At 62.4% G+C, this 24,300-nt stretch carries 21 protein-coding genes; 11 read left to right on the forward strand and 10 right to left on the reverse strand.

From position 1 onward, the window contains the following. The first annotated feature begins 50 nt into the window (after nt 1-50). From hflK to G533_RS0115820, 5 genes are all read left to right on the forward strand, one after another. Complete coding sequence (gene hflK / locus G533_RS0115800; RefSeq protein ID WP_027950805.1) at nt 51-1,214, forward strand: FtsH protease activity modulator HflK; 1,164 nt, start codon at nt 51-53, stop codon at nt 1,212-1,214. A 1-nt stretch (nt 1,215) separates the two neighbouring features. Further along, nucleotides 1,216-2,091, forward strand: a complete 876-nt coding sequence (gene hflC, locus G533_RS0115805; RefSeq protein WP_027950806.1) for a protease modulator HflC — start codon at nt 1,216-1,218, stop codon at nt 2,089-2,091. Nucleotides 2,092-2,215: 124 nt separating this feature from the next. Next, on the forward strand, nt 2,216-2,407 hold the full coding sequence (locus G533_RS0115810; protein WP_051230471.1) for a DUF2065 domain-containing protein: 192 nt from the start codon (nt 2,216-2,218) through the stop codon (nt 2,405-2,407). 9 nt (nt 2,408-2,416) lie between these two features. Further along, the gene (locus G533_RS0115815; protein WP_027950808.1) at nt 2,417-3,586 is read left to right on the forward strand and encodes an ATP phosphoribosyltransferase regulatory subunit; all 1,170 of its coding nucleotides are present in this window, start codon (nt 2,417-2,419) and stop codon (nt 3,584-3,586) included. Nucleotides 3,587-3,607: 21 nt separating this feature from the next. Continuing rightward, nucleotides 3,608-4,906, forward strand: coding sequence for an adenylosuccinate synthase (locus G533_RS0115820; RefSeq protein WP_027950809.1), 1,299 nt, complete (start codon nt 3,608-3,610; stop codon nt 4,904-4,906). A 96-nt stretch (nt 4,907-5,002) separates the two neighbouring features. Here the strand turns inward: G533_RS0115820 and G533_RS22320 are convergent, their stop codons facing one another. The 4 genes from G533_RS22320 to G533_RS0115840 all read right to left on the reverse strand — a co-directional run bounded on the left by G533_RS22320 (nt 5,003) and on the right by G533_RS0115840 (nt 10,358). After that, on the reverse strand, nt 5,003-5,398 hold the full coding sequence (locus tag G533_RS22320) for a helix-turn-helix domain-containing protein (RefSeq protein WP_240472459.1): 396 nt from the start codon (nt 5,396-5,398) through the stop codon (nt 5,003-5,005). A gap of 165 nt (nt 5,399-5,563) precedes the next feature. Then, nucleotides 5,564-7,519, reverse strand: coding sequence for a M48 family metallopeptidase (locus G533_RS0115830; protein ID WP_027950810.1), 1,956 nt, complete (start codon nt 7,517-7,519; stop codon nt 5,564-5,566). 33 nt (nt 7,520-7,552) lie between these two features. Then, nucleotides 7,553-8,149: a LemA family protein gene (locus G533_RS0115835; protein ID WP_027950811.1), complete on the reverse strand. Its 597-nt coding sequence runs from the start codon at nt 8,147-8,149 to the stop codon at nt 7,553-7,555. 82 nt (nt 8,150-8,231) lie between these two features. Further along, nucleotides 8,232-10,358, reverse strand: coding sequence for a molybdopterin-dependent oxidoreductase (locus G533_RS0115840; RefSeq protein ID WP_027950812.1), 2,127 nt, complete (start codon nt 10,356-10,358; stop codon nt 8,232-8,234). A gap of 141 nt (nt 10,359-10,499) precedes the next feature. Here G533_RS0115840 and G533_RS0115845 point away from each other — a divergent pair, with 141 nt between their 5' ends. From G533_RS0115845 to G533_RS0115855, 3 genes are read left to right on the forward strand one after another with little or no spacing between them, the layout of a single operon-like run. Next, nucleotides 10,500-11,948: a circularly permuted type 2 ATP-grasp protein gene (locus G533_RS0115845; protein WP_027950813.1), complete on the forward strand. Its 1,449-nt coding sequence runs from the start codon at nt 10,500-10,502 to the stop codon at nt 11,946-11,948. Continuing rightward, entirely contained in the window at nt 11,945-12,883 is a 939-nt protein-coding gene (locus tag G533_RS0115850; RefSeq protein WP_084639046.1) for an alpha-E domain-containing protein, read from the forward strand. Before G533_RS0115845 ends, G533_RS0115850 begins: the two co-directional genes overlap by 4 nt. After that, nucleotides 12,880-13,914, forward strand: coding sequence for a zinc-binding metallopeptidase family protein (locus tag G533_RS0115855; protein WP_027950815.1), 1,035 nt, complete (start codon nt 12,880-12,882; stop codon nt 13,912-13,914). The genes G533_RS0115850 and G533_RS0115855 overlap by 4 nt, the downstream gene beginning before the upstream one ends. A 1-nt stretch (nt 13,915) precedes the next feature. On the opposite strand, the gene G533_RS0115860 is transcribed toward G533_RS0115855, so the two are convergent. Genes G533_RS0115860 through G533_RS0115870 form a run of 3 tightly spaced genes read right to left on the reverse strand, consistent with a single transcriptional unit; the run spans nt 13,916 to nt 17,154 of the window. Further along, nucleotides 13,916-14,806, reverse strand: coding sequence for a ribose-phosphate diphosphokinase (locus G533_RS0115860; protein ID WP_027950816.1), 891 nt, complete (start codon nt 14,804-14,806; stop codon nt 13,916-13,918). After that, complete coding sequence (locus tag G533_RS0115865) at nt 14,806-16,395, reverse strand: thymidine phosphorylase family protein (RefSeq protein ID WP_051230474.1); 1,590 nt, start codon at nt 16,393-16,395, stop codon at nt 14,806-14,808. The genes G533_RS0115860 and G533_RS0115865 overlap by 1 nt, the downstream gene beginning before the upstream one ends. A gap of 3 nt (nt 16,396-16,398) precedes the next feature. After that, nucleotides 16,399-17,154 carry an Ntn hydrolase family protein gene (locus G533_RS0115870; RefSeq protein WP_027950818.1) on the reverse strand — a complete coding sequence of 252 codons (756 nt, stop codon included), beginning with the start codon at nt 17,152-17,154 and terminating at the stop codon, nt 16,399-16,401. A gap of 204 nt (nt 17,155-17,358) precedes the next feature. Between G533_RS0115870 and G533_RS0115875 the strand changes: the two genes are divergently transcribed. Beyond that, the gene (locus tag G533_RS0115875; RefSeq protein ID WP_205622634.1) at nt 17,359-18,492 is read left to right on the forward strand and encodes an efflux RND transporter periplasmic adaptor subunit; all 1,134 of its coding nucleotides are present in this window, start codon (nt 17,359-17,361) and stop codon (nt 18,490-18,492) included. Nucleotide 18,493: 1 nt separating this feature from the next. Beyond that, nucleotides 18,494-21,568, forward strand: a complete 3,075-nt coding sequence (locus G533_RS0115880; protein ID WP_027950820.1) for an efflux RND transporter permease subunit — start codon at nt 18,494-18,496, stop codon at nt 21,566-21,568. Here the strand turns inward: G533_RS0115880 and G533_RS22325 are convergent. The 3 genes from G533_RS22325 to G533_RS22330 form a co-directional block, all read right to left on the reverse strand. Beyond that, complete coding sequence (locus G533_RS22325) at nt 21,507-22,331, reverse strand: sterol desaturase family protein (protein ID WP_084639047.1); 825 nt, start codon at nt 22,329-22,331, stop codon at nt 21,507-21,509. The genes G533_RS0115880 and G533_RS22325 overlap by 62 nt on opposite strands. Before the next feature lie 15 nt (nt 22,332-22,346). Further along, nucleotides 22,347-22,892 carry a midcut-by-XrtH protein gene (locus tag G533_RS0115890; RefSeq protein WP_027950821.1) on the reverse strand — a complete coding sequence of 182 codons (546 nt, stop codon included), beginning with the start codon at nt 22,890-22,892 and terminating at the stop codon, nt 22,347-22,349. A gap of 137 nt (nt 22,893-23,029) precedes the next feature. Beyond that, the gene (locus G533_RS22330) at nt 23,030-23,908 is read right to left on the reverse strand and encodes an FkbM family methyltransferase (RefSeq protein ID WP_051230479.1); all 879 of its coding nucleotides are present in this window, start codon (nt 23,906-23,908) and stop codon (nt 23,030-23,032) included. A gap of 119 nt (nt 23,909-24,027) precedes the next feature. Between G533_RS22330 and G533_RS24070 the strand changes: the two genes are divergently transcribed. Beyond that, the coding region (locus tag G533_RS24070; RefSeq protein ID WP_144079860.1) for a helix-turn-helix domain-containing protein at nt 24,028-24,300 on the forward strand (273 nt) is incomplete at its 3' end.

Here is a 24,300-nt window from a genome sequence, read left to right on the forward strand (position 1 = left end):
CCCCAGGAATCTTTGATAAACTGCAACGATGATGAGAATGGGAGTTCAGTATGGCTTGGAATGAGCCGGGTGGTGGTAACAACAAGCCCAAGGATCCCTGGGGCGGTGGCGACCAGGGTCCGCCGGACCTTGATGAGGCCTTGAAGAAGCTGCAGGAAAAGCTGGGCGGCCTGTTCGGCGGCCGCGGCGGTAAATCTGGCGGTGGCGGCGGTGGCCGGGGCCGTGGCGTGTCCGCCGGCCTGTTGGGCGTGATTGCCCTGATCGCCGTGGTGGTATGGGGTCTGATGGGTCTGTACCAGGTGGATGAGCAGGAACGTGCGGTGGTGCTGCGCTTCGGCAAGTATCAGGAGACGGTGCGGCCCGGTCTGCAGTGGAACCCGCCGCTGATCGACGAGGTGATCCGGGTCAACACGACCAAGGTCCGTGCCGTCACCTTCCGCGAAATCATGCTCACCCAGGATGAGAACATCGTCGAAGTACATATGTCGGTGCAATACGTGATTGTCGACCCGACCAGTTTCGTACTCAAAGTGCGCGATCCGGAGGACTCCCTGCAGCACGCGGCGCAAAGCGCCCTGCGGCACGTCGTCGGCGACTCGCGCATGGACTCGGTGTTGACCGAAGGTCGTGCGCAAATCGGCACCGACGTCCAGGTGCGCCTGCAGCGGTATACCGATATGTATGAAACCGGCATTCGCGTGGTGAAGGTCAACATCGACGAATCCAAGCCGCCGGGACAGGTACAGGCCGCGTTCGACGACGTGATCAAGGCGCGTGAGGACGAGGAACGGCTGAAGAACGAGGCCCAGGCCTATGCCAACGGCATCGTGCCCGAAGCGCGTGGTCGCGCTCAGCGGGTGCTGGAGGAAGCCGGCGCCTACCGCGAGCAGGTGGTTGCCAATGCCGAAGGTGAGGCCGAACGCTTTAACGCCTTGCTGGCCGAGTATTCCAAGGCGCCTGAGGTCACTCGCGAGCGCCTCTATCTCGAGGCGGTACAGGAGGTGTTCAGCAATACCAACAAGGTGATGGTGGACGTCGAAGGCGGCAACAATGTGATGTATCTGCCGCTGGACAAGATGACCAGTTCATCGGGTGCAGCCGTGCCGCGCAGTGGTCGGATCGATGCCAATACAGTGCGCGAGCTCACAGACGCCGTGACTGAGCAGCTGCGTCAGGACGCCGCTGCAGCCAATAACCGCAGAGGAGGTCGCTAAGATGGGCGGAAAAGGTATGACCTGGCTGCTGGTAGCGGCCCTGTCACTGTTTGTGTTGAGCAACACGGTGTTCGTGGTCAAGGAGACCGAACGTGCGGTAATGCTGCAGTTTGGTGAAGTGGTCAATCCGGACATCCAGCCCGGCCTGCATGTGAAAGTGCCGTTTGTGAACAACGTGCGCAAATTCGAGGCGCGGTTGATGACGGTTGATTCAACGCCGGAGCGTTTCTTCACGCAGGAGAAAAAGGCGCTGATCGTTGATTCCTACGCCAAGTTCCGCGTGGCGGATACGGCCAAGTTCTACACCGCGACCAACGGTGAAGAGGCGCGCGCCAGCGCCCTGCTGGGGCAGCGGATCAACGACGGTCTGCGTAACCAGGTGGCCGTGCGCACCATTCAGGAAGTCGTGTCCGGTCAGCGTGACCAGTTGATGGAAGCCCTGACGGCCGAGTTGACCGAGGTCGCACGGGAGGAGTACGGGGTTGAGGTGCTGGACGTGCGGGTGAAGCAGATTGACCTGCCCCCGGATGTGTCGGAGTCCGTGTATCGGCGCATGAATGCCGAGCGTGAGAAAGAGGCGCGCGAACACCGGGCGCTGGGCCAGGAGCTTGCAGAAGGTATCCGGGCAGCGGCCGACCGTGAAGTGACGGTTCTCGAAGCCAACGCCTATCGGGACGCGCAGCTGATTCGCGGTGAAGGCGATGCGCAGGCGACCAACATCTACGCCAGCGCATTCAATACCAATCCGGAGTTCTATTCGTTCACCCGCAGCCTGCGCGCTTACCGGGAGTCTTTCCAGAACAACGGCGACATCATGCTGATCCAGCCCGACAGTGACTTCTTCCGCTACCTGAAGGATGCCAGCGGCAGTAAATAGGGCCAAAAAACGCAGGTGCCTTCAGCGGCGCCTGTGGTAGAATTCTGCAACCGTGGGATCCGGCGTTTTACCCACAAACGCTGGCCCCGCGGTTTTTTTATGAGCACGGCTTCAGGGGGACGAAGTGGATTTCTGGCAGGTTCTGCCGGCGGCCCTGGCGCTGGTACTGATTATCGAGGGTGTCTTGCCCTTCCTGAGCCCGCGCGCCTGGCGACAGATGGTGGTTGGCGTGGCGCAGCAGCAGGACAAGGTCATCCGCAATGTCGGCCTGGGCAGCATGCTGCTGGGCGTGGCAGTGTTGTATTGGGTGCACTAAAGGGCGTTTATGACGACGGTGGATCGCTGGCAATTGCCCGACGGGGTAGAAGAGGTGCTGCCGAGGCAAGCGCGCGTGGTCGAGCACCTGCGGCGCGAGCTGCTCGATCTCTATCATCAGTGGGGCTACCAGCTGGTTATCCCGCCGCTGATCGAGTTCACTGAATCCCTGCTCATCGGCCTGGGGCGCGACCTGGACCTGCTTACCTTCAAGATGACCGACCAGCTGAGCGGGCGCACCCTCGGCATCCGCGCTGATATCACGCCGCAGGTGGCGCGCATAGATGCGCACAGCCTGGCAGAGCCGGGTGTTACGCGCCTGTGTTACGCGGGTTCCACTCTACACACCCGGCCCAAGTCACTGCTGGCTTCCCGCTCGCCTATACAGCTGGGAGCTGAACTGTACGGCGATGACAGCCTGGCGGGCGATGTCGAGATCATTCGCCTGATGCTGGCGACCCTGAACGCTGCGGGTGTGGCAGAGGTGACATTGGACCTGGGCCATGTGGGTGTGTACGAAGCGGTTTTGGCGGCCGCAAACGTGACGCCGGAACAGGAAGCTGACGTATTCGACGCCCTGCAGCGCAAATCGCGCCCCGACCTGCTGTTGGCGCTCACCGATATCGCAGCCCCCGCCGCAGAGTTGATATTGGGCTTGCTCGAGTTGCACGGCGATGCGGCGGTGCTCGAAACAGCGCGCAGGCTACTGACCAAGGCGGCGCCGGAGGCACTTACCGCGGTGGCGGCACTGGAGACGGTGGCCACTGCCATCGCGCGCAGCCACCCGGGTACAACCGTGTATTTTGACCTGGCCGAACTGCGGGGCTATCACTATCACACAGGAATGGTGTTCGCGGCCTATGCGCCGGGGCATGGCCAGGCTCTCGCCAACGGCGGGCGCTACAACGATGTGGGCAAGGTATTCGGGCGCGCCCGTCCGGCCACCGGTTTTGCCACGGACCTGAAAGCCCTGATGGCCCTGGTGCCCATCTCTCTGTCGGCGCCCGGTGCTGTGAGCGCGCCGGACAGCGACGACCCCGCGCTGCTGGCGGCGGTGACGGCTCTGCGCAAGGGCGGTGAGGTGGTTATCCGCTGTGTGGGCAAGTCTCCGGACCCGCGCTGTGACCGCATGCTGGTAAAGGCTGACGACGAGTGGGTGCTGCGCCCGCTGAAACCCTGATCAATTACACGAGTCAAGTTCATGAGCAAGAATGTAGTAGTTCTCGGTACCCAGTGGGGCGACGAGGGCAAGGGCAAGATTGTTGACCTCCTGACGGATCGCGCAAGCGCGGTCGTGCGTTTTCAGGGCGGCCACAACGCAGGCCACACACTGGTTATCGACGGGCAGAAGACAGTCCTGCACCTGATTCCGTCGGGCATTCTGCGCGCCAATGTGCAATGCCTGATTGGCAACGGCGTGGTGCTGGCACCGGATGCGTTGCTGCGGGAAATCGCCACGCTGGAGGAAAAGGGCGTTCCGGTGCGCGAGCGCCTGCGTATCTCGCCGTCCTGCCCCTTGATACTGCCCTACCACGTGGCGCTGGATGTGGCGCGCGAGGCACGTCGCGGGGAAGGCAAAATCGGCACCACGGGGCGCGGTATCGGCCCGGCCTATGAAGACAAGGCGGCCCGTCGCGGCCTGCGTCTGGGTGACCTGAAAGACCCGGCGCGTTTCGCGGTCAAGCTGCGCGAGGTAATGGACTACCACAACTTCCAGCTGCAGCAGTACTACAAGGTCGAGCCGCTCGACTACACCACGGTGCTCGATGAAACCCTGGCCATGGCGCAGGAACTGCTGCCCATGATTGCCGATGTTACCGCCATTTTGCATGAGTGTCGCAAAACCGACGCCAACATCATGTTCGAAGGTGCGCAGGGTTCGCTGCTGGATATCGACCACGGTACCTACCCGTTCGTCACCAGCTCCAATACCACCGCGGGCGGCACGGCAACCGGCTCCGGATTTGGTCCGCTGTTTCTCGACTACGTTCTGGGTATTACCAAGGCCTATACCACCCGCGTGGGGTCGGGGCCGTTCCCCACCGAGCTGTTTGATGCCACCGGCGCTCACCTGGCTTCGCGAGGGCATGAATTTGGCGCGACGACGGGCCGCCCGCGGCGCTGTGGCTGGTTCGATGCGGTTGCCCTGCGCAATGCCGTCAACATCAATTCGGTGTCAGGCCTGTGCCTGACCAAACTCGATGTGCTCGACGGCCTGGAAACCATCCAGATCTGCGTCGGGTACAGGGACGCTGCCGGCAAGCCAGTGCCCAACCCGGTGGATTCCGACGACTACGACGGTCTGGTGCCGTTCTACGAGGAGGTGCCCGGCTGGAGCGATTCCACCGTGGGTGCGCGCAGCCTTGAGGAGTTGCCGGTAGCGGCTCGCGACTACATCCAGAAGATAGAGGAAGTCGTCGGCGCGCCGATCGATATCATTTCCACCGGCCCTGACCGCGTGGAAACCATCGTACTGCGCCATCCGTTCGACGCGGCGTAGTCCGTCCGCCATTGGGGCGACCGGCGCGGCTGCCCCCAGCTTTCCGGCGCCCGGTGCAGGCGCCGCGAGGGAGCCATGGCACCGGCGTGTGCTGCGCTAGAGGCGCTGCGCTTTCCAGGCGCTGAAGCCAACCCCCGTCCAGCGCCGGAAGGCGCGATAAAAGCTGTTCACCTCCAGGTAACCCAGTTCATCCGCCAGGCACTTGCCGGGCCGCCATGCAGCGCGCAATGCCTGCTCACAGCGGTATTGCCGCGCGCGGTCGAGCAGGAACTGGTAGTGGGTGTGATCCACGCGCAGGCGGCGCCGCAAGGTTGTGGCACTCATGCCCAGCTGGCTGGCCACGGACTCCACCCGCAGTCGTGACAGATCACCCCGCAGCAGAATCTGCAGCACGCGGTCGGTGGTGCGATAGGGGGTATTTTGAGGCGCGTTGGGGCTGGACTGGGCGGGGCGGGCTGCCCGCGCCGGCATAGCACTGTGCATGTGTTGCATGACCGGAACCTCCATGTTCAGGCGTTGTGAGTGGGAAGCAGCGTGGGTTCACCCCATCCGTGGGGCCTGCGCTACCTGAAAAAAGATAGCAGAGAATTCCAGCACGCGCCCCAAGCGTGCGTAATGCGGTCAGAAATGGTGAAAACGATTCAGGGGTGCAGCGCTTCAGCTGCCCAGGGCATCTGGCAGTGGGCAATCCATGGCGGCGGCGATACTGGCCAGAAGCTCCCGCTCCACGGCACTGACGGTGCCATCGGCATTGGCGGCTTTGCTCATTGCCTTGAGAATCTTCGGTTTGAGCAGGGGGTAGCAGTCCGCCAGCTCACGCACGGCGCGGGAAAACGCTGCCAGCGAACACTCTGCCTGCGGCAGCAGGGCGAGCGTCGGGCAGTCCAGGGCTGCCGTTGCCGTGCGAAAACAGTGCTCGGTGTCACCGCTGCTGTTGTGCGCCAGCATGGACAGTACAACCCGCAGGTGGCCCCGTACCTTGCGCAGGCTGCGGTAGCGCGCCGTGGAGGGTTTTATCTGGATAAACTCCGGGTCGATATAGTGGCGCAGCAGCTGATACAGGCACCACTCCAGCAGTTCCGTGCGGCGGTCTGCGCGGATCAGCGCGAGCAGCAGGCGTTTGAACTGGTGGTACTGCACTGCGGACTGGCTTTTCAGCGCCGGCAGACACAATTCCAGCAGTGGCAGTCGCTGCCCCTCCGCGAGCTGCGCCACGCCGGGGGCCAGCGTGTGGGTAAGCTCCTCCAGCCCCTGCACACCGCTTTCCCGCAACAGGCGGTACTGGGCTGCGCGCACCTGCTCATGCGGGCTGATCAGCAGCGCCAGCATCAGTGCGCTGGCCCCCAGTGGCTCGTGACTGTAGCGTACGAAAGCCTGCGGGAGCCCGTGGTGTCGCGGAAACGCGTCATCCTGGCCCTGCGCGGCAAAACTGGCGTCTGCAGTGGTGTCAGTGGGGGCGTCTTGTTCTGCCCCGGCCTCCGCCGCGGCCAGTGCCGCAGCCACCAGTGCGGCGCGCCCCACGCCCACCTCAGCGGCGGCCGGATGGGGTTGGGCGTGCGTGTAGTGTTCCACCTTGCGGGTGATGTAAGCCCCATCCCAGGCGGGGTCCAACCGCCGGATGCGTGCCGCCAGCGGTGGGTGGGTCGCAAACAGCTGCCAGAGCCGGTGGCGGATCTGGCCGAAAAAAATATGTGACAGCTCATCCGCACGCGCCGTGTGCACCAGAGACCCGGGCACATAGCCGCCTATCACCTTCAGCGCATCGGCAATACCGCTGTTGTCGCGGGTATATTGCACCGCGCAGGCGTCTGCCAGGTACTCCTTCTGGCGGCTGATGGCGGCCTTGATGAACCCCGAGGCCAGGCCACCCAGCCACCCCAGTATCCACAGTCCGAGGCCCAGCAGGGGTACCGCGGGGCCGTTGGAGCTGCGGTCGCGATCGTTGCCGGTGCGGTGATGGCTGCTCGCGCGCATGAGGATATAACCGACATCGCCGATAAAGGTGATGCCCTTGAGCAGTGCGGCGAGACGAATATTGAGGCGCATGTCACCGTTGAGAATATGGCTGAACTCGTGCGCAATCACCCCCTGCAACTCATTGCGCTGCAGGTGGGTGATGGCCCCCCGGGTGATACCGATCACCGCATCCGCCGGTGTAAGCCCGGCGGCAAAGGCGTTGATGCCGCGCTCGGCGTTCAGCACAAACACCGGCGGTACCGGCATGCCGGCGGCCAGGGCGATTTCGTCGACGATGTTGAGGCAGCGGCGCTCGGCGCTGTCGGTGGTTTGCGGCAGTATCCGGGTGCCGCCCATGGCTTCTGCTACGACTTTACCGCCGGAGGCCAGTTGCAGCCATTTGACAGTTGCTACCAGGCCCACGGTAGCGGAAATGCCGAGGCCGATGGTGCCAAAACGCTCCCAGCTGAAATAGCGCAGAAAGTCCCGGAAGCTGCCGCGGCTGCCCGCGTAGAGGTTGTAGTGGTCGCTCCACCAGAGAAAGCCGGCAAGCATCGCGTTGGTCAGTACAATCAGCGCGGCCACCGCGCACAGGAATAGCAGCGTCAAGAGGCGCGTATTGCGCCGCGCCAGATCCTGCTGGGCAAAAAAGTCCATAGCGGCCCTTCAGTCTCGCCGGCGGCGAGGGCCCTAGAAACTGACCTGGGGTGCGGCCTGGATCTGCGCGGAATCGTCGAATTCCAGCAGTGTGGCATCCTGTGCGTGACCGAAGGTCGACGCCACCGCCACCGGCGGGAAGCTCTGCCGGTAGGTGTTGTAGGCCATCACGGCATCATTGTAGCCCTGGCGGGCGAAGGCCACGCGGTTCTCCGTGTTGGTGAGCTCTTCAGACAGCTGCTGCATGTTCTCGCTGGCCTTGAGGTCGGGATAGGCTTCCATGGTCACATTCAGTTTGCCCAGGGCGCCCTGCAGGGCGTTCTCGGCGCTGGCCAGCTTGCTCATGTCGGCACCACCGATAGCGCCCGGCCCCAGTGCCTTGAGTACGGCAGCCGCGTCGTTGCGAGCACTGGTGACGGCTTCCAGGGTTTCCCGTTCGTGACTCATGTAGGCCCGGGCAGTTTCCACCAGGTTGGGAATCAGGTCATAGCGCCGCTTGAGCTGCACTTCTATTTGCGCGAAGGCGTTCTGATAGCGGTTCTTCAGCGTGACCAGCCGGTTGTAAATGCCGATGACATACATCACCAGGCCCAGCAGAACCAGCCAGAACACAATGGTTGAAACGTCCATGCATCACCCTCCCAGGCGCTAGTGGTCGCTTGATTCTACCCGAAAACCGGCGCGGCGCGAGCCGCACTCACGCCAACCGCACTCACGCCAGCGCCACCTCGACCTCGACGCCGTTCACTGCGGCGTTCCCCGACAGCGCATCCAGGGCGAGGTCGTCGGTGACATCATTGCAGCTTGCCCCGGCGTGTTGCGCGGCGGTCTGCAGGCGAATACCCGCGCGGTTGTGTCCGTAGCCGTGGGGCAGGCTCACCACCCCGGGCATCACGCCGCTGCAGGTTTCCGCCGGCACCGTAACGCTGCCTGCCCGGGAGCTCAGCTGCACACGGTCACCGTCATTGATGCCGCGCTGCGCCATGTCCTGTGGGTGCATGAGCAGGGTGCAGCGTTCCCGGCCTTTGACCAGACGATGATAGTTGTGCATCCAGGAGTTGTTCGAGCGCACATGCCGGCGCCCGATGAGCCGCAGGGCCCCGCTGTCCCCTGCGGTGAATTCGGCGCGCAGGCGTTGCAGGTCTGCCAGCGCTGCGGGCGTTGCGCAGTGGATGGCCTTGTCCGGCGTTTGCAGCCGGTCGGGCAGTTGTGGCTGCAACGGGCCCAGGTCGATACCCGAGGGGTGTGCCCGCAGCTTTGCCAGCGTGAGGGCCTGTGCACTGCCCGCGCGTTCACTGTAGGGGCCCATCTGCAGTCCCATGTCGATGATGTCATGCGGCGCCAGCACCGGTTGTGCGGGTTGGCCCAGCAGCTCCGCGACGCGGTTGCCGAGTTCGGCGAAGATCTCCCAGTCGTGCAGACTGCCTTCCGGTTTGTCGAACACGGCTTCGTTGTGCCGGGCAGTATTGCGCACGGCGTTGATGTGGAAGGCGAGATCGTAGTGGTCGTGTTCCAGCGGCGAGGTCGGCGGCAGAATGATGTCCGCGTGGCGTGTGGTTTCGTTCAGGTAGGGGTCCAGGCACACCATGAACTCCAGCTGTTCCAGCGCGGCGTCCAGCTGGCGGCCATTGGGAGTGGACAGTACCGGGTTGCCCGCGCCCACGAAGAGCGCGCGCACTTGCCCTTCGCCTGGCGTGGTGATTTCCTCTGCCATCGTTGAGGCGGGCAGTTCGCGGTCAAACTCCGGCAGCTGCCGTACCCGGCTGTGATGGCGGGCGAAGCCCCCGGGGCCGATGTTGCTGACCTGATCGACCGCCGGCAGGGTGAACAGTGAACCGCCCTCCCGGTCGAGATTGCCGGTGAGGATATTCAGCACTTGTATCGCCCATTGGCAGAGCGCGCCGTAGCGCTGGGTGGACACGCCCATGCGCCCGTAGCAGATGGCGGCCCCAGCCTGCGCGAACTCCTGTGCGATGCGCCGTATGGTGTCCGCCGCAATGCCGCAGTGCGGGGCGGCGAACTCGGGTGTGAAGTCCAGCAGTGCGGCTTCCAGCTCGGGCAGGCCCGTGACAAAGGCCTCGAGGTGGCGGGGGGCCACGCGGTCTTCGGCAAACAGGGTATTGATCAGTGCCAGCAGGAACAGGGCATCGCTACCGGGACGGATATACAGGTGTTCGCTGGCCAGCTCGGCGGTTTCCGTCAGGCGCGGGTCCACCACCACCAGCTTGCCGCCCCGTTTGCGCAGCGCCTTGATACGCTTGCGCACATCGGGCACGGTCCAGATGCTGCCGTTGGACGCAATGGGATTGGCGCCAAGCATGAGAAAGTACTCGCTGCGGTCAATGTCAGGAATGGGAAACAGCGACTTGTGGCCGAACAGCCACAGGCTGGTGAGATGGTGCGGCAGCTGGTCTACCGAGGTGGCAGAAAAACGGTTGCGGGTGTGGAAGTGGCGAAACAGGTTTTTCTGGTGCGTCATCATCCCGTAGTTGTGTACGGTGGGGTTACCCAGATACACGCCCAGGGCATCCACCCCATCGCGCTGTACGATGTCCACCAGGCGCTGGGCCGTTGTGTTCAGCGCCTGCTCCCAGCTGATGTCCTGCCACGTGTCCGCCTCACCCGGTGCACCGCGCACACGCGCGAGTGGCCTGCACAACCGATCCGGGTCGTTGTGAATATCCTGCAGAGCCACGGCCTTGGGGCAGATGTGTCCCCGACTCAAGGGGTCGTCCGGGTCGCCTTTGATCGACAGTATCCGCTCACCATCGGTTTCGATACGCAGGCCGCAAATGGCCTCGCAGAGGTGGCAGGCGCGATGGTGCACAGTGGCGGGCATGGCAGGCGCTTCTTTGTTATGGCTGTGGCAGAAGTGTAGCGGCTGCACGAATAAAGTGCACTTGCCGGCGGCGCGTTGAGTAGTCGGGTCGGGGGTTTTTGTGTAGTCTCGGTGACATCCCCTCACGCGGTTGTCGAAACGATGAACGAGAGTTGGAAGTCCTACACGGCGGGCAGCTTCTTTGACGAGCTGATTACACCCAAGGGCCAGCCGCGCGCGGCCGCCCGCGGCGTTGTGCGCCTGCTGCAGAAATTGCCGGGCGACGAGATGGCGGAGCGCCGCGCCGCTGCGGAGCTTGCCATCCGAGAAATGGGTATCTCGTTTACCGTCTATAACGAGGCCGGCAACATCGACCGGGCCTGGCCGTTCGACATCATTCCGCGGGTCATTTCGGCAGGTCAGTGGCAGGCGGTCAGTGACGGCCTGCGGCAGCGGTCGCTGGCCCTGAATCACTTCATCGACGACATTTACAATCGGCAGAAAATTCTGGCCGATGGCGTGGTGCCCGCCGACATCGTGCTTGAGTCAACCAACTTCAAACCGCAATGCATGGGCATGTCGCCGCGGTTCGGGGTGTGGGCGCATGTCTGCGGGTCGGACCTGGTGCGGGACGGTGACGGCCGTTTCCGGGTGCTCGAAGACAACCTGCGAGTCCCTTCCGGGGTGTCCTACATGCTGGAAAACCGTGAGATCACCAAGCGGGTGCTGCCGGAACTGTTCGAGAATTACAGTATCCTGCCGGTGGATGACTACCCGTCGCAGCTCTACCAGACGCTGGCGTCCCTGTCCCCCCGGGAGCGGCGCCGCCCCTGTATTGTCGTGCTCACACCGGGTATTTTCAATTCCGCTTACTTCGAGCATGCCTACCTCGCGCAGGGCATGGGCGCTGAGCTGGTCGAGGGTCGTGACCTGATGGTGGCGGATGATAACTGTGTCTATATGCGCACCGTGGACGGACCCGTGCGTGTGGATGTCATCTACCGGCGTATCGACGAGGAGTTCATGGACCCGGAAGCCTTCCGTCCGGAGTCGCTGCTCGGTGTCGCGGGCCTGATGCGCGCCTGGAAGGCGGGCAATGTCGCCATCGCCAATGCACCGGGGAGCGGGGTGGCGGATGACAAGGTCATCTACGCCTTTGTGCCGGACATGATTCGCTATTACCTGAAACAGAAACCGCTGCTGGCCAGCGTGCCCACCTGGCTCTGCATGCGCGAGAAAGACCGTGAGCATGTGCTCAAGAACCTCGACCAGCTAGTGGTCAAGCCGGCCAATGAATCCGGCGGCTATGGCATCATGGTCGGCCCGCACAGCACTGCCGCGGTGCGGCGCAAGTTCGCCCGCCTGATCGAGGAAAACCCGCGCAATTACGTGGCGCAGCCCACGCTGGCGCTGTCTACCGCGCCCACGTATATCGACGACAAGGTCGAGCCGCGCCACCTCGACCTGCGGCCCTTTATTCTGCAGGGGCGCGATACCTGGGTGACTCCCGGTGGGCTGACGCGGGTAGCGTTGACCAAGGGATCGCTGGTGGTGAACTCCTCGCAGGGCGGCGGCAGCAAGGATACCTGGATCGTGGAGGGCAAAGCATGACCATGTTGTCCAGCGTTGCCGAACGCCTTTACTGGATGGGGCGCTACCTTGAACGTGCGGAGGACAGCGCTCGCCTCGTGGCGGCCTACAATCACCTGATCATGGACATTCCGCGCGCCGCGGAGCTGGGTTGGGATGTGCTTATTCGCATCCTGGATGCCGAACCGTTGTTCTACCAGCAGTACCGGGTGGGCAACGAGCAGAATGTACTGCGCTTCCTGCTGGCAGAGCAGGACAGCTCTGCCAGCATACCCTTTGCCGTGCGCTGGGCGCGGGAGAACGTGCGCACCACACGCGACGTGCTGCCCGAGGAAACCTGGGAGCAGATCAACGAGCTGCACCTGTACGTGAGTGATGCGGCGGAGAAATCCGTGGGCCGGCGCAATCGCCAGGCATTTCTGGAGGAGGTGATCAGTCGCTGCCAGCGCGTCAATGGCATGCTGTCATCCAGCCTGCCACGTGACCACGCCCACCGTTTCCTGCGGCTGGGCCATTTGCTGGAACGGTCAGACATGACCACGCGCCTGATGGATGTGGGTACGGGTGAGATACTGAAGCGGGACGGCACGCACGAGGCGATCGATCCGCTGATCTGGACCTCCCTGCTGCAGGCACTGTCTTCGTTCGGAGCCTACCGGCGGATGATTGGCCCGCTGGTGGAAGCGCAGCAGGTGCTCGAGTTTGTGTTTCAGGAACCCTTGTTGCCACGTTCAGTGGCGTTTTGCCTGGCGGAAATACGTGCCGAGCTGAAACCACTGAACAATCATGAGAAGGTCATGCGTACGCTGGCCCGGGGGCGGCGCAAGCTGGGCAAATTGCAGCCGGAGCACATGTCCCGCGAGGCCCTGCATGCCTACATTGACGAGTTCCAGGCGCTGCTGGCCGACCTCCACGATGTCATCACAGCCTCCTGGTTTCAGCCGGATACGCCATGAAGCGACTGGAATGCAGCTGTGGCAGCCAGGTGTTCTTCGAAAGCCGGGACTGCGTGCATTGTGGCATGGAGCTCGGCTTCGACCCGGTCGACCTGGAGATGCACTCGCTCAGCGTTGCGGCTGATGGCGTTTTGGAAACAGCTGAGGGCCGCCGCTATCGCCTGTGCGCCAATGGCCGCGAGTGGGATGTCTGCAACTGGCTCTGTGCGGAAGAAGACAGCCACCCCCTGTGCTGGGGTTGCCAGTTCAACCGCACCGTTCCGGACCTGTCCCTGCCCGGCAATATCCAGCGCTGGTGGGTGCTGGAACAGGGCAAGAAACGCCTGCTTTACACCCTGCGCAGCCTCGGTTTGCCGCTGGTCAATGGTTGGCAGGATCCGGAGAACGGTCTGCTGCTCGACTTTATCGAGGACGGTCGCAGCCGTGAAGAGTATGCCGAGTCTTTTGTCAGTACGGGGTTTGCCGGTGGCGTTATCACCATCAATACGCTGGAGGCAGATGACGTTGCCCGGGTCGCTGTGCGAGAACAGATGAACGAACCCTACCGCACGGTACTGGGGCACCTGCGGCATGAGTCGGGGCATTACTACTGGGCGCGCCTGGCGCGCGACGAGACCATTCGCCAGGGGTTTGCCGAGCTGTTTGGTGATGAAACCATGGACTATGCGGGGGCACTGGATCGTCACTACCGCGAGGGGCCATCACCTGACTGGCGCAAGTATTACATCAGCGCCTACGCCAGCGTGCATCCAATGGAAGACTGGGCGGAAACCTGGGGCCATTACCTGCATATACAGGATGCGCTGGAGACAGCCGCAGCCTACGGTGTTATTCGTGAGGACATCGCCAGCCTGGAGGTAGGGGATCGGATTGGTCGCTGGCGCGACTTGAGTATCACGCTCAATGAGCTGAACCGCAGTGTCGGCCGCGGCGATGCCTACCCTTTCGTGATCAACCACTTTGTGGAATCCAAGCTGGCTTTCATCGACACCGCGATTCGCCGCCTGCAGCAGCAGCCGGGCAAGCGCTAGTTCAGTGGTCCAGTAGCGGACGCAGGGCCTCGGCGAGCAGGGGCGCCATGAATACCGCATTACTGTGATGCTGTATGCAGTCAGTGCTCCATACCGTGCCAACGCCTGCGGCTTGCATTACCGACAGCGCATCCCCGGCAAACAGGGCGTGTGTTACCGCCACATCAACCGAGCTGGCGCCGGCCTGCAGCAACAGCTGCGCGGCCCCGGCCAGGGTGCGCCCGGAGCTGGCGACGTCATCCAGTAGCACCACCGCGCGCCCCGTTACGGCAACGTCGGGCAGGGTAATGACGACCTCGCGGTCGCCGTGTCGCTGCTTGCTGCATACGGCGTGCTCCAGCCCGCGAACCACAGCAGCGCTCTCTACCCACTGCCGCGATTCCGCATCAGGGCCCACCAGCAGCGGGTTGTCGCGTTGCCCTGCCACCAGCTCCGCGAGGCTACCCGCCGCCGACAGGGCGATAGCATGGGGCAGGGGAATGGCTTCGTCCAACCGGTTTATCCTGTGCAGGTGTGGATCGACCGTAATCACGGCGTCGAACAACTCGGCGAGAAAGCCGCCTACGATGGTCTGGCTGACGATCTCGCCGGGTTGGAAGGCAATATCCTGGCGCATGTAGCCCAGGTAGGGCGCGACCAGTACCAGTTTTTTTACACCGGCACGACGCGCATGTCGTGCCAGCAGCAGGAGCTCCACCAGCTTTTCGTTGGGACGGTCCAGGCTGCGATACACCACCAGGGTGTGGGTGCCGGGGGGTACGTCGAGCAACAGTTTCAGTTCGTCGTCGGGGAAGCGGTGTCGCGCCACGGCAAGTGCGGTGAGTTCGCAGGCGCTGGCGAGGCGCAGCGCCGCATCGCGTTCGTCATCCAGATACGTCAGTAGCGCAGGCATCAGAACTCCATAAAAGCCGGGGTAACGTCAGCGGCCGCTCCCAGAGTGAAGCCGCTGCCGCGCTCGCACAGCTTGCGCGCAAAGCCGAGTTCCGTTGGGTAGGCGGCGTAGACGGTGTAAAGCAGGTCACCGGCTTGCACCTGCTGGCCCAATTTGGCGCGCAGGTCTACCCCCGCGCCCTGCGCGCGCGGTGCGCCGGCTTGGCGTGCAATATGTGCCAGCTGCAGGTTGTCGATATTAACCACCGTGCCCGTTGTTGCGGCGCGCACGGGGTAGGTCAGTGGCGCCAGCGGCGGGTTGTTCACGTCAAACGGTTTGCCGCCTTGCGCCTGAATGATATCCTGCATCTTGCGCAGGGCACGGCCCGAATCCAGAATGTCGCGGGCAATGGCGAAGCCGTCGCCACCGCGAACATCCGGGTCGAACTCCAGCATGCGCCCGGCGAGGCGCAGGGACTTCTGGCGCAAATCGGCGGGTGCCGCCGGGTGGTTTTCCAGCACCTGCATCACGTCGCGGGCTTCCAGAGCCGGGCCGATACCGTTCCCCACGGGCTGGCGACCGTCAGTGATCACCACTTCCAGCATCAACCCCATGCGCTTGGCGACGTACTCGAACAGGCGTCGCAAACGCTGCGCCTCGGGCATCGTGGCGACCTTGGCGGTGGGGCCAACGGGAATGTCCAGCACCAGGTGGGTGGAGCCTGCGGCGACCTTTTTCGAAAGAATGGACGCGACCATCTGGCCGGGGGAGTCAATCGACAGCGGGCGCTCAACGGCAATCAGTACATCATCGGCCGGGGACAGGTCGCTGGTGCCGCCCCAGGCGAGGCAGCCGCGGTGGGTGCGCACAATGCTGTTGAGCTGCTCGAATTGCAGCTCTACGTGCGCCAGTACCTCCATGGTATCTGCGGTACCTGCCGGGGACGTGATGGCGCGGGAGGAGGTTTTCGGGCACAGCATGCCGTGCGCGGCGACGATCGGCACCACCAGCATGGACGTGCGATTGCCCGGGATGCCGCCAATGCAGTGTTTGTCCACCACCGGGTGTTCGCCCCAGTTCAGGCGCCGGCCCACGCGGCTCATGGCATCGCTGAGGAAGAACACTTCCTCGCGGTCGAGCTCCGCCTGGTTGCAGGCCACCACAAAAGCGGTCAGTTCGATTTTCGAGTAGCGGTGTTCGGCAATGTCGTTGACGATGGCCCGGAAGCTGTCGCTGTCGAGACGTTCCCCGGCGATCTTGCGGTGCAGCGCGGGTATCGATGTGGGGGGTTCCGCCTGGGACACGCTGACGCGCTGCCCTTCGGGCAGGCCCAGCAGGGCGAAGGCATCTTCAGACAGCCCCAGTTCGTTACAGCCTACGATGCTGTCATTGTCAACCACGTTGACGCTGGCGAGGATGCGCCGGCCATCGTCGGAGACTTCCACCTTGGCCAGCGCCTGAAAGCCCTCTGCCCGGTACAGCTCGCAGTCCCGGTGCAGGTAGGCGACGTTTTCCCGATAGGTGTCGATGGCGACGCGCTTGAGCAGCAGCGTCGAGGCCGCCTCAGCGGCGTGCAGCGCGTCCTGCTGGCCTGCCCCGCCATCGCTCATGGTTCAATCACTCTCGCCGATGACTTCGCCGAGCGAAGGCAGCTTGGCGAAAGCCTCGCGAATATTGTCATCCCAGCTCTGGCGCAGTTTCGCCAGGTAAGGGTGGTGCTCCTCCAGGGCAAAATAGCGTGCGTGTGGCTTCAGGCTGTCGTTGCGGTAGAACAGGCACTCCAGCGGTGGGCCCACCGTGGCGTTGGAGCGGATGGTCGAATCCATGGACACCAGCGCACAGCGCATGGCGGTTTCAAACGGTGTATCCGGGCGCACAATACGGTCCAGGATGGGCTTGCCGTACTTGGTTTCGCCGATCTGCAGGTAGGGGTACAGCTCCGAGGCCGTGATGTAGTTGCCCTCGGGGTAGATCAGGTACAACGCCTGGGCGTGCCCCTTGATTTGCCCGCCCAGAATGAAGGTGGCGGAGGCATCGAAGCTGGCGCCGGCCCCAGGGCCGGAGGGCTTCTTGTGCCGCGATTGCTCGGCCACGTTCCGCTCCCCAATATAGTCGGCGACATCCGCCACATAGCGCGCCTTGAGGATGTTGAACTCGGCGTCTTCCTCCAGGTCCCGGTGGATCTGCGCGATCACCGCCTGGCTGGTCGCCAGGTTGCCCGCCGTCAGCAATACCAGCGAACGGTCGTAAGCCACTGAAAAGCGGTGCATTTTACTGTAGGTGCTGACCCGATCAGGGCCCGCATTGGTGCGCGAGTCCGAGCAGAAGATCAAGCCGTCCTGAACGGCAATAGCGAGGCAATAGGTCATGGCGTGAGTGTCTTGGCTCCGTGGCCGTGTCGAGCCGGCAAGCATACTCATAGCGGCGCGGCAATGCCACAGCCCCGCTGTACCCTACAGAACTGTCATTGGTATCGAGAGAGACTACCGCGTATTATTGTGGCCCTGATTTGTCGACACATCGGCAAGCAACGTGCGCGCTCGCGCCCTTGATCACGGATTTCGGTGAGTAAGATGTCTGAGAAGAAGTTTCTGTTCGGCCTGCGTATGTGGCTGATGTTGCTGGTGACCCTGCTGGTGTTTGGCGGGCTGTTCGGCATGCAGTGGTTCGGCAACAAGAAAATGAACGAGTTCATGGACAATATGCCGGTGCAACCCGCAACGGTCACCGCAATGGAGGCGGGCACGGCGCTGTGGCGCGATAGTGTCGAGTCGGTCGGTACCCTGGTGGCGATTCGCGGCGCTGAGCTTGCCACCGAAGTCCCGGGCACGGTGGAGACGATTCACTTCGACAATGGTGCGGAGGTCGCCGCGGGAGCGGCCATTCTGACCCTCAATTCCGCGCCTGACCGCGCCCAGCTTGAGGAGTTGCAGGCGGCGGCGGATCTCGCCCGACAGGAGTTGGAGCGTGCGCGGCGGCTGGTTGAGCAGCGCAACATTTCCGAGTCAGAGCTGGATCAGCGCGTTAGCCTGCTGCAGCAGGCTAAGGCCCGGGTGGCGGCACAGCAGGCGCGCATCGAGCAGAAAACCCTGCGTGCGCCCTATGCCGGGCGGCTGGGCATTCGTCGCTTTAATGTGGGTGATTATGTACAGGCCGGCGACACCGTTATTGCACTGCAGGCGCTGGATAGCCTCTTCGTGAATTTCTCCCTGCCCGAGCAGTACAGCCAGCAGGTCGAGGCGGGCATGCCGGTAGAAGCCCGGCTGGAGGCGCTGGATGGACGCACCTTCGCCGGTACGGTCACCGCCATTTCGCCCGTGGTGGACCCCAACACCCGTAACTTCGCCCTGCAGGCGACCCTGCCCAATCCGGAGGAGTTGTTGCGCCCCGGCATGTTCGCCCGCCTTGTGCTGCCAATCGGTATTGAGCTGGAGCGCGTTGTGGTACCGCAAACCGCGATTGCCTACCGCCCCTATGGCGACTCAGTGTATGTCATCGAAGAGCGCGACGGGGAGTTGCGGTTGTCCCAGCGGTTCGTGACGCTGGGGCCTGTGCGCGGCGACATGGTGGCGGTGGAAGAGGGGCTGGATCCCGGTGAGCGTGTGGCCACCAGCGGCCTGCTCAAACTCGATGGCGGCATGCCGGTAAAAGTTGACAACAGCTCTACGCCTGCCGCAGACCTCGACCCACTACCGGACAACGGCTGACATGAAGTTCACGGACCTTTTTATCCACAAGCCCGTACTGGCGACCGTTGTCAGCCTGTTCCTGTTGATTCTGGGCCTGCGTGCGGCAACCGAGCTCAACGTGCGTGAATACCCGATGATCGAGAATGCGGTGATTACGGTGAGCACGCCGTATATTGGCGCGGACGCGGAGCTGATCAAGGGTTTCATTACCACGCCGCTGGAACTGGAGATCGCAACGGCGGAGGGTATCGACTATCTCACCTCCACCAGCGTGCGCGGCCTGAGCACCATTTCCGCCTACGTCAGCACCGAGGCCGACCCCGACGAAGTGCTCACCCAGGTCGTCACCAAGGTCAACAGGTTGCGCAATGAGTTGCCGCGCGAGGCGGAAGATCCGGTGCTGGACCTGGCCATTGGCGAGCAGGTGGGCAGCATGTACATCTCGTTCATCAGCGACCAGTTGCCGACCAACCGAGTCGCTGATTACGTGATTCGCGAAGTACAACCCAAGCTTTCCACCTTGCCGGGCGTGCTGCGTGCCAGCGCCAATTCCACCAGCGTGTTTGCCATGCGTATCTGGCTGGATCAGGAGCGCATGACAGCCCTGAACCTTACCGCCAGCGAGGTGCGCGCGGCGCTGGCGGCAAACAATGTGCTGTCCGCGGTGGGTGCCAGCAAGGGCAGTATGGTTGAGGTGAACCTGAAGGCTGATACCGACCTGCGCTCGGTAGAAGGCTTCGAGAGCATGGTGCTGCGCGAGCAGGATGGCGCCATTGTACGCTTGGGCGATATCGCCGAGGTCGAGCTGGGTAACGAGGGTTATGCCTCCTCGTCGATGTTCATCGACCAGGAAGCGGTCTTCATGCAGATTGACGTGGCCCCCGATGCCAATGCCGTGGAGGTGATCGCCCGGGTGCGTCAGGTTTACGCCGACGACATTGCGCCCCGGCTGCCGGAAGGTATTGTCGGCAACATCAACTACGATGCCACGGTCTACATTCAGAACGCGATCAACGATGTCGAAGCGACCATCATCGAGGCGATGATCATCGTCATTCTGGTCATTTTCCTCTTCCTCGGTTCCCTGCGCTCGGTATTGATTCCGGCAGTGGCGGTACCGCTGTCCCTCGTCGGTGGCTTGTTCCTCATGCAGTTGATGGGGTTCAGCATTAACCTGCTCACCCTGCTTGCGATTGTGCTGGCCATTGGCATTGTGGTGGACGATGCGATCATTGTGCTGGAGAACATCCATCGCCACATCGAAGATGGCATGGCCCCCAAGGAGGCTGCATTGCTGGGTGCGAGTGAACTGGCCTGGCCTATCGTGGCGATGACCACCACACTGATTGCCGTGTACATACCTATCGGGTTCGTGGGGGGGCTCACGGGTACGCTGTTCACTGAATTCGCCTTTACCCTTGCTGGCGCGGTGCTGATCTCCGGCATTGTGGCGCTGACGCTGTCACCCATGATGTGCGCACGCCTGCTGAGCAAGGAAGAGGGTGAGAACAGCAACCGGCTCGAGCGCTGGCTCGACCAGCGCTTTGACGCTTTACGCCGGGTCTATCAGCGCGATCTCGACCGGGTGCTGGACGATAGCGCCGGTGTACTGGTGTTTGGCGCGGTGATTATTGTCTCCTGCTATTTCCTGTTCGTGCGCTCGCCGTCGGAGCTTGCTCCCGCCGAGGATATTGGGCTGATTTTCTATCTGGCGGAATCTGACCCCTACGTCACCCTTGAGTACATTGAGCAGTACACGGCGGAGATTGGCCAGATTACGCGCAGCACACCCGAGATCGATGTGAACTTCCTGTTCAATGGTGTCAGCCCGGGTGGGGGCGGGACTACCAACGGTGCGTTCGGCGGCTTCATTTTCAAACCCTGGAGCGAGCGCGAACGCAGCTCGGAGCAGGTGTTACAGGAGAGCATCCTGCCGCGCACCCAGAGTATCGCCGGTTTGCAGGTGAACGCGGTGAACCCGCCGCCTCTGCCCTCCAGCGGCATATTGCCGGTGGAGTTCGTGGTCACCTCCACCCTCGACTTCAATATCATGTACGACGACGTGCAGCGCGTATTGCAGCGGGCGCGAGATAGCGGCAAGTTCATCTTCATTGACCAGGACCTTCAGATCGACAAGCCCCAAGAACGCCTGACAGTCGACCGGGACAAGGCGGCCCTGCTTGGGGTGGAAATGCAGCAGATCAGTGCTGACCTGTCGGCGCTCTTGTCCGGCGGTTACGTCAATCGCTTCACTATGAACGAGCGCTCCTACAAGGTGATTCCGCAAGTGCGGCGCCAGCAGCGCTTGACGCCGCAGGAGCTTGAGGGTTACTACACGCGCACCCGCAGCGGCGACCTCGTTGCCTTGAGCACTCTGGTGCAACTTGAGAGTGAGGTGGTGCCGCGCTCGCTGAAGGGGTTCCAGCAACTCAATGCCGTCACCCTGAGTGGTATTCCCCGCCCCGGCGTCGCGCTGGGCGATGCCCTGGCCACACTGGAGCAGATCAGCCGCGATGAGCTGAGCCGTGAGTACAGCGTGGATTATGGCGGCCAGAGCCGGCAGTTCAAAGCCGAAGGCAGCGCCCTCATCATGACCTTTTTCTTCGCGCTGTTGCTGATTTACCTGGTGCTGGCGGCGCAGTTCGAGTCGTTCCGCGACCCGATCATCATGCTGGTGACGGTACCGATGTCGGTGTGCGGTGCACTGCTTTGCCTGAATATTCTGTCAATCTTTCAGGTGACCGGCGCCACGCTGAACATCTACACGCAGGTGGGCATCGTCACGCTGATTGGCGTGATTTCCAAACACGGCATTCTCATCGTGGAGTTTGCCAATCGGCTGCAGGAAGAGGGAATGAAAAAACGCGAGGCGATTGAGGAAGCGGCTTCTGTGCGCCTGCGCCCCGTGTTGATGACCACCGCCGCATTGGTTATCGCCATGGTGCCGTTGCTGCTTGCCTCTGGCCCCGGTGCCTCTGCGCGGTTTTCCATGGGCCTGGTGATCGCCTCCGGCATGACCATCGGCACACTGTTTACCCTGTATGTACTGCCGGCGGTGTATCTGTACCTGGGTCGAGATCTCGCAGCGGAGTGAGCAACTGTCGGTCCAGCCGCTGGTCGGCAGGTTCGCGCAAGTATTCGAGCCCCAGCAGGCGCTGGGGGTGCTCGTCGAAGTCCGGGTGCGTGGCGGTACCGAACACGTAGTCGTACCAGGGCACCAGGCTGCCATAGTTGCTGTTTGTGTAGCGTTGTTCAACGAAGTGATGGGTGCGGTGGAAGTCCGGTGTGAGCACAAGGTAGCGCAGCCAGCGCTCGACGGACTGCGGTACGTGCACATTGCTGTGACTGAACAGCGTGGCGGCAACCGCGAAGATCCTGTAGGCGAGTGCCGACTCCGGGCTCACACCCAGCAAGAGTACAAGGGGCGCGCCTACCGGCAGTGCTATCAGTGGCTCCAGGGGGTGGTGCCGGTAGCCGGTGGAAACGTCTACCTCTGGATCTGAATGATGCAGTGCGTGGATGCGCCACATCAGGGGAAAGCGGTGAAAGGCGCGGTGGAGCCAGTAACTTACCAGCTGCGTGCCAGCCAACAGGGCGATGAAACCCGCCACAGGCCCCAGATTCAGTACGCCAAACTCTTCGGCCCTACCCCAGCGCGCGAGCCAGACAAAAAATAGCGTGCTGGCAACCAGCATGATGTACCAGTTGAGCAGGGCGAGAGAGAAGTTGTTGGCCCAGCGCCAGGATAGCCCGCTGGCGCCGCTGCGGCGCGGCGCCAGGGTTTCCAGCAGCAGAAACAGGCTCATCAAACCCAATGTCCACAGATAGATGTGTTGCGATGCGGACGTGACTGTCATGAGCCTGTCTTCTATTTAATTGGGCGGTGGAAATCCACAGAAGCCCACACGCTGTTCGGCGCCATCGGGAATGATGGTGCCGACGGGCGCACCGTTGTCCCTGAAAATATCGGGTGGTGAGCAGCTAAAGGTGTATTCCACGATTCGAAGGTCGCGCCCGCACTGATTGCTCACGGTATTTTCCGCTGAGGAGATACCGCGCAAATTCTGGAGGTTCACAGTGATCGTGGCTGTGTCGCAGTCTGCATCGGCGAGTGTGGCGGCGCTGGTTGCCAGGGTCCGCTCCACGCCAAAGCCGCCGAGAAGCACACCGCTGCCGAGCAGGGCGATGCTGACAATTTTCTGTGCACCGCCGTTGTGGCGCAGTACGCGCAGGGCGATCACGGCCAGCACCACGCCCAGAGCAATCAGGATGGGTGGGCTCAGCGTGGGCACTGCAGTGGCAGAGGCCGGTCCCAGTACCACGCCGCCCGGAGTACCGGCATGACTTACGGGGGCAAGTGTCAGCAATGCCAGCGCTGCGCCATGAATCTGCGCGTGACGCGCTGCAAAACCGCGCACTACTCGTTAAATCATTTTCATCTGCCAGTCCTTAGTGTATTGACCATAAGTTTAGTAAGGGTTTAAGTGCAGCGTACAATAGACGTACTGGCGTTTGCAAGGCGTCTGCCGCCACAGTGGCAACACGGGTTGGCTGGTCATCCCGCCGTGTTGACCTTCGGTTCATTCAATAGCGCGAAATAGTGCTGCAGGGCGTTCGTCCCCAGAACGCTACGCGCTGTCAGCTCGCGCAGGCAGTACACCGCGAGGTCCGGGCTGTCGAAGAACAGGTCTGCAAACAGAACCTGCCGCTTGAGCTGTACGTCGCTGTAGCGCTCCAGCGCGAGCGGGTCCTTGATATAGACGGCATCCGCCTCCAGCAACTGATTGAAGGGGATGCGGAAATTGTTGTTTCTCACGACAGGCGATATCGACCAGCGTTTCACGTCGACGAAACTGTGCGGGAGGTAGCCGTGGGCACGCATCCACTGGTCGATGTCGCCAAAGGTGGGTTGCTCCTCGTACAGGCCCACGAAGGAGACTTCGAGCTGTATGGCGAGGCACTCGCGCAGTGTCTGGGTGCCGTGTTGCAGCACGCTTAACTCCGAGCCCTGTATGTCCATTTTCAGAAAGTCGATGCGTTCGATTGCCGCAATGGAGTCGAGCCGCGCGGTTTGCACGCGCTCCGTGCGCAGTACGCGCCCGAAGTCGTCAAAGCCATTGAAGAAACTCAACGCCCGCGGCGATGGCTTGAACAGGGAAGTCATGCCAGACGTTTCTTCGCACACATAGGCAGTATGTGCTTCGCCATCGCCCACGTAGTGTTCCAGTACGGTGGCCTTGCTGCCATAGCGGGCTTTCAGCGCCGCTATCTGGCGGGGGTCGCCGTCGAAACTGAACAGGTGGGCGTCCGGGTGTTCAAGCACCAGGGGCGCATAGACCGGCGTTTCCGCCAGCAGTGCTGCGCCAATGTCAGCAATAAACAGGGCGCCATTGAGCTCAAGCAGCTCTGAGATCCGGGTAATACGTGACAGCAAGTTCCTTTATCTCCTGCATGCGTGCAGTTTCGTGGTTTGAACTATTTTCTGGAACCGCTATCCTAGTGGGCCGCTTGATAAATAGAGTAATTTAACGGGAAAAGGTGTACTATGCCGGTATGCGTAGACCTCAAGAATTCTCCATCGATGCTTCCAGTGCGCGTACGTTGCGTGGCTGGTTACGCTCCACCACATTGCCCCAGGGTCAGATTACTCGGGCGAAGATTGTCCTGGCGTTACATGCAGGGAAAACACCCAGCGAGGTCGCAGATGAGCAGTTCGTATCCTGCAAGACAGTGCACAAATGGCGCAATCGGTTTGTGGAATCCGGAGTGGACGGTCTGCTCGACGAACAACGCCCCGGGCGACCGCCAACGCTGGATCGGAAAACC

The sequence above is a fragment of the Haliea salexigens DSM 19537 genome, from assembly GCF_000423125.1.
GTDB lineage: Bacteria > Pseudomonadota > Gammaproteobacteria > Pseudomonadales > Halieaceae > Haliea > Haliea salexigens.